Origin of the sequence: Amycolatopsis sp. TNS106 (assembly GCF_019330265.1) — a bacterium.
GTDB classification, from domain to species: domain Bacteria; phylum Actinomycetota; class Actinomycetes; order Mycobacteriales; family Pseudonocardiaceae; genus Amycolatopsis; species Amycolatopsis lurida.
Map to the genome: position 1 here is coordinate 4,440,055 of NZ_CP024972.1, position 9,815 is coordinate 4,449,869.

The window sequence follows — 9,815 nt, forward strand, 5'->3', positions numbered from 1 at the left end:
TCATTCCCCCTTGCCGTCGACCGCGTACGGGGCCAGCGCCTCACGCAGCTGCTCGGGCACCCGGCTGGGCACCGTGGCCGTGTTCGGGCCGCGCATGCACGCGATCCGCTGCCTTCCGCGGGCCACCAGCCGCTCGCCCTCGTCGGTGAGGTGGACGTAGTCGAAGGCGAACTGGACCTGGGTCTGGGTCAGCTCCTCCAGTCGCAGCCTGATGGACAGCTCGTCGAACGCGGTGATCTCGGCGAAGAACTCGCACTCCACCTTGAGCGTGAAGAGCTTGAGGTCGGCGCGGACCTCTTCGAGTACCGCGGGCGCCTTCTCCTTCAGGAACATTTCGCGGCACCGGCCCTGCCAGCGCACGTAGTTCACGTAGTAGACGTTGCCCACCAGGTTGGTCTCTTCGAACCCGACGGTATGCAGGATCTCGTAGTAGTCGGCCATGTCAGTTCTCCTCTCCCTGGAGCACCGCGAAGACGACGGGATCGGGCCGGTCGTTGACGGTCGTCACCCAGGTGGCGATGCGGGCACCGCCGTGGGAAAGCACCGCCCAGCCGTCCGGGTCGACCCGGTGCACGGTGAGCGCCTGTGTCATGTCCCCGGTCTTGCGCACGCATTCCAGCGCGCTCCAGACCCTGGTGTGCGCGACCGAAAGCGGCTCGCGGGCGTCCGCGGCGAGCAGTTCGCCCACCGACAGCAGATCCTCGCCGAGCAGCCCCGCCCAGTCTTCGGGCGTCCGCTCGATCGCGGTTTCGACGTCGCACGCGACCCGCCCGCTGCCCGCGATCGCGAGGGTGAGGTCGGAGCTGTGCGACGCGCTCACCTCGACCCCGTCGGCTTCCGGTTTCCCGTCCGGGCGGTAGCGGATCTCGAGCGGGGCGTCGACGGCGCGGCCGGCGGCCAGCGCCGTCTGCGCCCGCCGTTCCGGCGTGGTCTCCACGGAGACGCCCACCGGGTCCGGTTCGACGACGATCGCGCGAGACGAGCCGAGCAGCCGTTCGACGGAACGCTCCAAATAGGACCCGAGCATCGACGGGACCCAAGGCCCTTCGCCGTCCCGCTTGCGCACCGCGCGCAGCTTCAGCCCTTCCCACCGCTCGACCAGCTTCCCGTCGGGGTTGCGGACGTCGAGGTCGTAGAGGTAGCTGTCGCCGTCCTGCGAACGCTCGCGGGCGTCGAGGAGCACGTACTCCGGGTCCTGCTCGCCGGGTTCGGCGAGGAACAGCCGCTCGATCCCTTGCGGCAGCAGCGTCGCGTCCGGCACACAGCACTGGATCGCGTGCATCATCGCGTCGCGGGTGCCGGGGTCGGCCAGCAGCTTCTCCTGCGGGAGGAACGGCGCGAACCAGTCGACCTCGGCGCCGGTCGCGATCTCCGCGACCGCGTGCCGCGCGCTGGCCCGCCGGTAGCCGGTGACCCGCTGGAATCGCTTGCCCTGGAACAGGACCGTGCCGTACAGCTCGGTCGTCGGGTCGACCGGGACGGGCGGCAGCGCGACGTCGCGGACGACGGTCTCGCCGAGCGGATCCGGCCGGGAGAACCGCAGCCGGGCCCGGAAGTGGTCGGCGCTGAACCCGGTCTCCCCGCTGCGCAGCACCACGTCCACCGTTTCGGCGTCCCTGGCCAGCGCGGCGAGCCGGATCGTGGTCGACCCACCCGGTGAGACGATGATCGGACGCAGGAACTCGACGTCGGAGAGCACCGGCGCCGGCAGTGTTTCCGCGCCGAGGGCGGCCTTCGCGACCTGGGTCATCGCCTCCATGCCGATCACCGCGGGGAACAGCAGCTGACCGTCGAGCAGGTGGTCGGCCAGATACGGGTCGCTGCCCGCGGACAGGTCGGCCTCCGTGATCAGCTCGACACCCGGGTAGTGCACGACGGCCCGGTCGACGAAGCGGGTCAGCGGCAGTTCGCGCTTCTCCACCGGCAGGGTGGCCAGCCCGCCGGTCCGGCCGCAGACGACCAGTACCGACGGGGCCGTCGGATCGCCGACGACCTGGCGAAGGATCTCGATGCCTTCTTCGGTCGGGATGGGGGTGATGCCGTCGCGCATCAGAGCGCTGACGACACCGAGCTTTTCGCCCATGCCCGTCCCGGACCAGACCGACCACTCGAGGGCGATCGCCCTGGCCTGGGGGTGCTCCTGGCCGAACCGCACGGTCAGTTCGGTCATCCAGTCGTTGGCCGTGGCGTAGTGCGCCTCACCGCGCAGGCCCGCCCGTCCGATGATGCTGCCGAAGGTCACCAGCAGCTTGATCCTGTCCTTGTCGACGGCGTCGAGGACGGCGTTGAGACCGCCGATCTTCGGGGCCAACGTCTTGCGGAAGCTCTCCTCGGTCAAGGAGAACAGCGCGGCGGGCTCGTTGCGGCCCGCGCCGTGCAGCACCGCGGTGACCGGGCCGAACTCGCCCTGCACGCGGCCGATCGCGTCGGCGACCTGCCGGGCGTCGGTGACGTCGGCGCGTTCGTAGCGGTAGGTGATACCCGCCGCCGCCATGCGGCCGAGGTTCTCCGACAGTTCGGCGTCGTCGGCCGGGTCGCTCCGGCCGAGCAGCGCGAGTTTCGCGCCGGAGTCCTTGGCCAGCGCCAACGCGCTCTCGGCGGTGATGCCCTTGCCGCCGCCGGTGACGAGCAGGACGTCTTCGGTCCCCAGCGGGGTCCCTTCGGCCTCGGCAGGGGTCAGGGCGGCCAGCTTCGGCACCGTGCGGATCCCGGCGGCGTCGTAGCGGACCTCGCTGAAGTCGGTGGTCGCCGCCACTTCGGCGACCACAGTGGTCACCGCGGCTTCGACGGCCTCGGGGTCGACCGGGTCGACGTCGGCGAGATCGACGATCGTGGTGCGGGCCGACGGGTCCTCCAGCCGCAGCGTCTTCGCCAGGCCGGAGGCACCGAGCCCGTGCTGCACCACGACGAACCGCGTGCCGTTGGGCGCGGCCAGCACGGCGCGGCCCGCGTCCAGGAACAGGCCGACGTCGCCGGCATCGCTGTCCGCGTTCAGGCAGAGGAGGACACCGTCGCCGACACCCGAGGTGGCCAGTGCCGCGCGCAGCGGCTCCGCCAGCGGATGCCCGGCCGGGGCGAACGCCGACCAGTCGGCGGTGGACAGGCCCGGCGTGAGATCGGGCGACGGCTTCGGCGCGACGACGTACTCGACCCCGAACGGCCGGACCCACGGTCCGACGCCGGCGACCTCGGCCTGGTTGCTGTCGGCGGGTTTGGCGGTCTGGGCGAGTTCGTCGATCATCTCGGCGAGTTCGCCGAGACAGACGGTCGCGAAGTTCGGCATGCCCTCCAGCGCGGGACGGCCGAGCGCCCGGGTCACGTCGTTGACGAGCTGGCCGACCGTGATCGACGAAAGGTGCAGGTCGTCGAGCGGATGCGTGTCGGCGGTGACCGCTTCGAGCGGCAGTTCGACCCGCTCGGAAGCGAGTTTGCGCAGCAGGTCGAGGGTACTGCTGCCACCGCTTTCCGAGGCCGTTCCGGCCGGGGCTTCGGCGGGCGCGGCCGAGTCGGCGACCCGGTCGCGGGTCAGGTCGGCACCGATGGACGGCGCGGCCTCACACGGGCTGGCGAGGAACGAGAACTCCCCGTCCACCGGCAGGGACCGCACGATCCGGCCGTCGAACAGCGCGGAGGTCTCCAGCGGGGCGCCGAACGCGAACGCGGCGCCCGCGACCTTCAGCACCGCGGACAGTTTCGGGCTGTCGGTGTCGATCGCGAGCACCGGCGTGCCGGGCGCGATCTCGCCGAACAGGCCGGTGAGCACGTGGCCGGGGCCGACCTCGATCACCAGGTCGCTGCGCTCGGCGACCTTCGCGGCCGCCTCACGGAAGCGGACCGGCAGGACCACCTGGTCCCGCAGCAGATCGCGCAGGTCCTCGGCGGCGTGCAGGACGTCACCGGTCACCGTCGAGACGACGGGCCGGTCGAGCCTGGCGAAATCGAACGCGGCGAGTTCCTCGGTCATCGCCTCGGCGGCCGGGACGACCGCCGGCGAGTGGAACGCGTGCGAGACGTTGATGCGGGTGGCGGTGAAGCCCTCCGCGCGGGCACGGGCGACCACACGGTCGATCGCGTCCGCCGGTCCGGAAAGGACAGTCTGCTCGGGCGCGTTGTAGCCCGCGATGACGACCTCTTCGCCCTCGGCGAACCGCTCGGCGACCCCGGGCCCGGCGGCGATCCCCGCCATGGCGCCGTTCCCGTCGCTCGCGGTCGCCATCACCTTGCCGCGGATCTTGGCCAGCTTGAGGACTTCGCGTTCGGTGAGCGCGCCACCCCAGTGCAGGGCGGTGAGTTCGCCGAGGCTGTGGCCGGCGACCGTCTGCGCCTCGATGCCGAGGCTCTTCAGGACACGGAGCCCGGCGAGCGAACCGGTGACGATGCGCGGCTGCGCGACCTCCGTGGCGACCTGGTCGGCGCCGGTCGAAAGGCCGGCCGCGCGGTAGATGTCGTCGGCGTGGGCGAAGCGCTTGCGCAGCGCGCCGACCGTGCCGCGTCCGGAACCCTGGCCGGGGAACAGGAAACCGATCTTCGGGTTCTTGGTGCGAGAGCCCGCGAAGATGCCGTCGCCGGTGGAGAAGACCTCCGGCTCCCCCTCGCCGAGGAGGTCGAGCAGCTTGGCCAGCTTGCGCTCGGCGTCCTCGGGAGTGGTCGCGACGATCGCCGCGCGGACCGGTTTCCCGGACAGTTCCGCGGAAAGCGTGGCCGCGAGGTCCCCGAGCTCCGCCATCGAGAGCTTCGGCACGACTTCCAGCAGACCGGTCAGCCTGCCGCGCAGCGACGCGGCGTCGTCGGCGTCGAGGAGCAGCAGTTCGCTGTCCTGCCGTCCGGCGACCAGCGAGCGGGTCCGCTCGTCGAGTTCCTTGCGCCGGGCCGCGCCCGGCGCCTCGGTGACGGTGACGTGCGAGTTGATACCACCGAAGCCCATCGCCGAGACACCCGCGCGGACCGGGTGGTCCGCGGGCCACAGCCCGGCCTCGGTCGGGACGTACATCCGCGCGGAGTCGCCGATCAGCGACTCGTGCGGCTCGAAGTGACCGGTCGCGGGCGGGATGACCTGGTGGTAGACCGCCAGCGTCGCCTTGATCAGCCCGGCGACCCCGGCCGCGGCCTTGGTGTGGCCGATGTTGCCCTTGATCGTGCTCAGCGCGGCGCGGTCGGCGAGCGGATCGGCGTCGCGGCGGGCGGTGGAGAGCGCCTCGATCTCGGTGGCGTCGCCCAGCGCGGTCCCGGTGCCGTGCCCCTCGAAGTAGGAAACGGTCTCGACTCCGTAGCCGGCCTTGTCGTAGGCCCGCTTGAGCGCGAGACGGTGACCCGACGCCTCGGGCCGGGTGATGCCGCCCTTGCCGTCGGAGGAGACGCCCCAGCCGCCGATGCTGGCGTAGATCCGCTTGCCCTGCGCGATCGCGTCCTCCTCGCGCATCAGCACGAGCATGCCGGAACCCTCGCCGGGCCAGAACCCGTTGGAGTCGGCGTCGTAGACCTTCATCTCCCGCTTGGCGAGCGCGCCGGTCTTGGCGAAACCGATCACCTCGAACGGGTCGATCGACAAGTCGACACCGCCCGCGATGGCGACGTCGAGGTCACCCTCGGAAAGCGCGTTCGCCGCCGTCACCACGGAAAGCAGCGACGACGAGCAGGCGCCGTCCACGGTGAACCCGCCGCCGCCGAAGTCGAAGAAGTTGCAGACGCGGCCGGCGATCGTGTTCGCCAGCCCGCCCGCGAGCGAGTCCTCGTCGATCTCCGGGAACGGGGCCTTGTACTGCGCCTCCAGGTCGTGGAGGAACGCGGCGGTGTCACCCTCGGCCCAGCCGCGCTCGGCGAGCGCGGCCGCGACGGTGCGGCGCACGTACGGCCAGCGCAGCCGCATGATGTTGGCGCGCGAGAACTCACCGGTGAGGCTGTTGCCGATGACCACGCCGGTGGCGGACCGCGGCAGCCCCTCGCCCTCGGGGAACCCCGCGTCCGCCAGCGCCTGCGCGGCGACGTCGAGCGCCAGCCAGTGCGTGGTGTCGGTCGACCGGAACGTGCTGCCCGCGACCTTGTACTTGATCCGGTCGAATTCCCAGTCGCGGAGCACCGCGGCCTTCTGGGCGTAGAAACGGTCCGGCGCCTTGGGGTCGGGCGAGTAGTAGTCCTCGCGGTTCATCCGCTCGTCGGGCAGTCTCCGGAACGCCCTGCGGCCGGCGAGGACGTTCTCCCACAGTTCTTCCGGGGAACCGGCGTCCGGGTATCGGAGACCGATACCGACAATCGAAATCCGCTCAACGCTCATGCCACCGCACTCCCCTAGCTCTCAAGACTCAAGTCACGGAATCCGGTCCCGGCGCCGGGCTCTGTCCCCAGAACCGCGGCCGCCGTCCGTTCGCGCAGTCCGGTCAAGCATGAACCGGCGGTGGGCGCGAAGTCTTCTCTCTGGTTGTTGAAGGTGACCCGCTGTCCGGGCCAGGCAGGTCCGGATGAGGGCATCGGCGCGTTCTCGACTGTCCACACGGGACACATTTCGTGGCCGGGGCCCCCGATTCGAGCGCTTCTCGACCGGGTCACGAATGACGAAGAGCGTTCCATTGTGGGGTGTGTGGAAATAGGGACGTTGAGTGTCCCTATTCCCACACACCGCTCGCGGCAGGGTCGTTCCACCGGGCGACCGCCGACGTCGCTAACCCCCCACCGAAGCGACCGAAACAGCACGGGCGGCGGCCGTGAAACTCGCCCAGCCCACCAGTTCGATCAACTCTCGATCAGTCAGGCCCGCGGCCGCGACCAGCGCGTCGTCGACCTGATACGGCGCCTTCGCGACCACCAAGGCCAACCGGACCCCGGGATCGTCGAAGGCGTCCACCCAAGCCCGGCTCAGCCCAGGCGGCGAACCGTCCCAAGTGGACAGTTCCCGCTCCACGACCTCCCGAACCGCCGAAGACACCGGAAGTGCGGCGAACGCCGAGGAAGCACGGGAGAACGCGTCGACGATCAACGGATTACCCACCGCCCAGGCGAAATCCCCCGACCCCGAAGGCAGCAGGTCCAGCGAATCCCCAGGCGGAGCCTCTTCCACCGGGCGAAGGAACCGCCCCAGAACCGCTTTCGCCTTGGCACGCGCCGAATCCGGCACGGACGAAGGCAGCGGCGACGACCCGAGGAAGACGCTCACCACCCGATTCAGGTAGTGGAACGCGAACGCGACCGCGGTCAGCTCCGCACGGGCACCCGTCGACATGGCCCCCGCACGAGGATCCGCCACGGGCCGCCCCGAAGCGATCGCCGACGCCTCCGATGAACGCCCGAGCGAGTCCAGCGCCATCCCGTGGACCTCGACACAGTACGGACACGAGTTCTCTCGCGACACCAGCGTCGCGACGACCTCCCGGTCCGCCCGGCTCGTCTCCCCGTTCGCCACCAGCGACTCCCGCAGCATCACCCAGCTCGCCGCGAGCACCGCCGGCGACGGCGAATGCAGCGCCACCGGCGGGGCCAGCATGCCGAAGTCGCGTTCCAGCCGTCGGTAGACGTCGCGCACGAGCCCGGTCGCCCGGCCGAACGGGACCGGCCGGACGTACCGGACTTCGCGCAAGGCCCGCCGCAGCGCCAACCTCACCAGCGCAGGCGCCATGATCAGCTCCCGGCGACCAGCGACAGCTTGCTGACGGCGCGCCGCCCGGTGATGGAGCCGTCCGGTGCGGGAGCGCCGTAGGTGACGTCGACGCCGCGTGCCTGGAGCGCCCGCACGATACCCGGCACCGAACGCTCGGCCAGCGCCGCGATCGTCATCGCCGGGTTCACCGTCAGCGCGCCCGGCACGGAGGCGCTGTCGGTCACGAAGATCCCGGGGTGCTCGCGGAGTTCGTGGTTCGGGTGCAGCGCCGAGGTCTTCGGGTCGTCACCGATCCGGCACGACGCCAGCGGGTGCACGGTGTACGCGCCGACGACGTCGTTGGTCCACGGCGACACCTTCGCCAGGCCGTCCTTCTCGAGGATCTCCTTGCACTCCGCGTCGGCCAGCGCCCAGCCGTGCCGGGTGTTCGGCGTCGGGTCGTACTTCAGCGGACCGCGGCCGAGCATCTGCTGCGAGATGCGGTAGGCGTTGCCGGTGGGCGGCGGCGCGCCGAAGACACCCTCGTTGTCGTCCTCGGTCATCAGGAAGATGGTCAGCCAGGAGGCCCACTTCTTGAGGATCTCCTTCTTCTGCGCCCCGAACCAACGCGGTTCGTCGCCGTCGGGCACCTGCGCCAGGATCGTGCCGAGCCCCGGCGGGAAGTACAGCTGCTCCAGCGAGTACCGCTCGTACTCCGGCAGGGAACCGTCGAGCTTGTCCCAGTTCGCGACGGTCGGGCCCTTGCCGATGTGGTTGGCCTCGTAGACCTTCCCGTCCTCACGGGACAGTCCGAGCACCTCGCGGACCCGCTCCTCGTTGATGATCGCGGTGTTGAGCCGCTCACCGTTGCCCGAGAAGTACCGGCCGACCCCGTGCGGCATGGTGCCCAGCGCCGCCTCGGAGCGCTGCAGGATCACCGGGGTCGCGCCGGCGCCCGCGGCGATGATGACGATCTTCGCGTCGATCGTCCCGCTGCCGGACTGGAGCCGGTAGTCCTCGTCGTCCACGATGTTGAAGTGCACTCGGTAGTCGCCGTCGTCGATCCGCTCGATCCGCTGGACCTCGTGCAGCGGGCGGATCTTCGCGCCGTGCGCGAGCGCGGCGGGCAGGTAGTTGGTCAGCAGCGAGCGTTTCGCGTCGAACCGGCAGCCCGCCATCATGAAGTTGCAGTTCACGCAGCGGTCGTTGTCCACCGCGACCGGCGCCGGGTTGGCCGTCCGGCCGGAGTGGTCGCAGAACGCCGCCCACAGCCCACCCGCGTACGAGACGTCGTTCCAGTCCTGTTTGGACACCGGAAGCGATTCCGAGACGCGGTCGTACCAAGGCTCCAGCGAATCCCGCGTGATCGTCGACGGCCACATGCGGCGGCCGATGCTGCCGTGGCGCTCGAACACGAACTTCGGGGCGCGCGGCATCGCGGCGAAGTACACCACGCTGCCACCGCCGACGCAGTTCCCTCCGAGCACGCTCATCCCATCGCCGACGACGAAGTCGAAAGCCCGGGTGTAGGACGAGCCGAGCAGATAGTCGTGCTCGAAGTCCTTCGTCTCCAGCCACGGTCCGCGTTCCAGCACGGTGACCTTCGCCCCGCCCGCGGCCAGGTGGTAGGCGGGGATGGAGCCACCGAACCCGCTGCCGACGATGACGACGTCGGTCTTGTCGTAGGCAGTCATGCGGGGCTCCCGGAAGGCGTCGTGTCAGGGTGGAGCCGCGCCAGCTCGCGGCGATAGGAGAACTTCGGGAACCGCCACAGCCCGTCTTCGTCCGGCGCGGTGTACCCCATCGCCAGCAGGCCGGGGTGCCCCTCGGCGATGGCTTCGGCGGTGTGCTTGTGCGCGGCGCTGTCGAAGGACATGTTGCAGAACAAGGCGAGGCTCACCCAGCCGTCCTTCTCCGGATGCCCTGGCGCGGTCAGCGACCGCACGAGCGCCGTCCGGTCGGCGAAGGACAGCGCGACGAACGGCGGCAGCGACTCGTCGAGGGTGAGGTCGTGCTCCTTGGCGTAGCCCTTCGCGTGATCGTTGAGGGACTGCGCCAGATACGGCAGCCCGACGGTCACCCCGGTCGCGTCGGTGTGCAGCAGTTCGAGCGCGCCCGCCACGACCGCGCCCGGCCCCTCCGCCGCGCCGGCGATCGCGTGATCGCCGGGGAATCGCTTCTCCCCCGGCAGGATCGTGTCCGCGTAGGCCTCCAAAGTGGACACCTTGACCTGTTCGTCCGAATCCAC

General features: G+C 70.6%; 5 protein-coding genes. All 5 read right to left on the reverse strand.

Translation table 11 applies throughout. The features are described 5' to 3' along the window. Positions 1–441, reverse strand: coding sequence for a thioesterase family protein (locus CVV72_RS19975; RefSeq protein WP_034313761.1), 441 nt, complete (start codon positions 439–441; stop codon positions 1–3). A 1-nt stretch (position 442) separates the two neighbouring features. Beyond that, on the reverse strand, positions 443–6,271 hold the full coding sequence (locus tag CVV72_RS19980) for a type I polyketide synthase (protein WP_219145266.1): 5,829 nt from the start codon (positions 6,269–6,271) through the stop codon (positions 443–445). 384 nt (positions 6,272–6,655) lie between these two features. Next, positions 6,656–7,606, reverse strand: coding sequence for a carboxymuconolactone decarboxylase family protein (locus CVV72_RS19985; RefSeq protein WP_219145267.1), 951 nt, complete (start codon positions 7,604–7,606; stop codon positions 6,656–6,658). Between the two features lie 2 nt (positions 7,607–7,608). Further along, positions 7,609–9,261: a GMC family oxidoreductase N-terminal domain-containing protein gene (locus CVV72_RS19990; protein WP_219145268.1), complete on the reverse strand. Its 1,653-nt coding sequence runs from the start codon at positions 9,259–9,261 to the stop codon at positions 7,609–7,611. Then, positions 9,258–9,815: a DUF5987 family protein gene (locus tag CVV72_RS19995; RefSeq protein WP_125676537.1), complete on the reverse strand. Its 558-nt coding sequence runs from the start codon at positions 9,813–9,815 to the stop codon at positions 9,258–9,260. The genes CVV72_RS19990 and CVV72_RS19995 overlap by 4 nt, the downstream gene beginning before the upstream one ends.

Excerpts from the sequence above, each read along its gene's own strand:
- CVV72_RS19980 (WP_219145266.1), bottom strand. The coding sequence starts at position 6,271 with ATGAGCGTTGAGCGGATTTCGATTGTCGGTATCGGTCTCCGATACCCG.
- CVV72_RS19985 (WP_219145267.1), bottom strand. The coding sequence starts at position 7,606 with ATGGCGCCTGCGCTGGTGAGGTTGGCGCTGCGGCGGGCCTTGCGCGAA.
- CVV72_RS19990 (WP_219145268.1), bottom strand. The coding sequence starts at position 9,261 with ATGACTGCCTACGACAAGACCGACGTCGTCATCGTCGGCAGCGGGTTC.
- CVV72_RS19975 (WP_034313761.1), bottom strand. The coding sequence starts at position 441 with ATGGCCGACTACTACGAGATCCTGCATACCGTCGGGTTCGAAGAGACC.